The organism is Streptomyces sp. GQ60 (assembly GCF_059758875.1).
This window is the reverse complement of the sequence record NZ_JCAXEG010000057.1, coordinates 1-1,267: the sequence shown is the minus strand read 5'-3', so window position 1 is coordinate 1,267 and position 1,267 is coordinate 1. Positions and strand designations below refer to the sequence as shown.

General features: G+C 66.8%; 2 protein-coding genes. Both read left to right on the top strand.

Annotated features, from left to right (window positions below):
- The first annotated feature begins 78 nt into the window (after positions 1-78).
- Entirely contained in the window at positions 79-378 is a 300-nt protein-coding gene (locus AC6CKD_RS37930; protein WP_498333981.1) for a transposase, read from the top strand.
- Complete coding sequence (locus AC6CKD_RS37925; protein ID WP_498333979.1) at positions 375-1,247, top strand: IS3 family transposase; 873 nt, start codon at positions 375-377, stop codon at positions 1,245-1,247. Before AC6CKD_RS37930 ends, AC6CKD_RS37925 begins: the two co-directional genes overlap by 4 nt.
- Positions 1,248-1,267: the final 20 nt, after the last annotated feature.

Sequence of the window (1,267 nt, the reverse complement as noted above, 5' to 3'; positions counted from 1 at the left end):
CCTGGGCTTGCTTCGCTTTGACGGACATCGAAGATCAGGGGTTTCGGCCCCGGAAGGATGATGTTCATCATGGAGAGCATGGGGAAGAAGAAGCCGCGCCCTCGCCGCTCGTTCACGCCGGAGTTCAAGGCCGAGATCGTCGAGCTTTGCCGGCGGGGCGACCGCTCGGTCGGACAGGTCGCCAGGGATTTCGAGCTGACCGAGACGGCAGTGCGGAGCTGGGTGAGGCAGGCCGCGGTCGACGACGGCGAACGAGACGGCCTGACCAGCAGCGAACGTGAGGAACTGGCCGCGCTGCGGCGGGAGAACCGCAGGCTGCAGGAAGACGTGGAGGTCCTCAAGCGTGCGACGGCTTTCTTCGCGAAGGAGACCCGGTGACGGTGCACCCGTTCATCGAGGCGGAGAAACTCGCAGGTCACAGCGTCAAAAGGGCGTGTGAACTGCTCCAGGTCTCCCGAACCGCCTACTACGCCCGCTGCACCGGCACCCCTGGCTCCCGTGCGGTGCGGGACGCTGAGCTGACCGAACAGATCACAATCGTCCACGAGCGGTCCCGCGGCACCTACGGTGCTCCGCGCGTCCACGCCGTCCTGCAGCGGGAAGGCGCCGGCTGCGGGCGTCGCCGGGTGGCCCGGCTGATGAGACAGGCCGGTCTGATAGGCCGCCACAGACGGCGCCGGCACCGCACCACCACCCCCGACCCACACGCGGTCACCCGCCCTGACCTGGTCCTTCGTGACTTTCGGCCTGACCCGGCAGCCCTGGATACCCGCTGGTGCGGAGATATCACCTACATCGCCACGGACGAGGGGTGGCTTTACCTCGCCACCGTGATCGACATTGCGTCTCGGCGCGTGGTCGGTTGGGCCACCGCCGACCATCTGCGGACCGAACTGGTCGCCGACGCGCTGCGAAACGCTTACCGAACGCGCCGCCCATCCGGCCCAGTGATCTTCCACTCCGACCGCGGCTGCCAATACACCAGCCATGAACTATCTATCCTGGCAAGCGAGTTCAACGTTCGCCTGTCGGTCGGACGCACTGGGCAATGCTGGGACAACGCGCTCGCGGAATCGTTCTTCTCCACCCTGAAGAACGAGCTCGGCGACGCCCGTCCCTGGCCCAGCCGGGCCGCCGCCCACACCGCCATATTCGAGTGGATCGAGAGCTGGTACAACTTGCATCGGCTCCACAGCAGCCTCGGCTACCGCAGCCCCGCCCAGTACGAGACCACCCTCGCGGCCTGACCACCACACCAAAGGTGTCC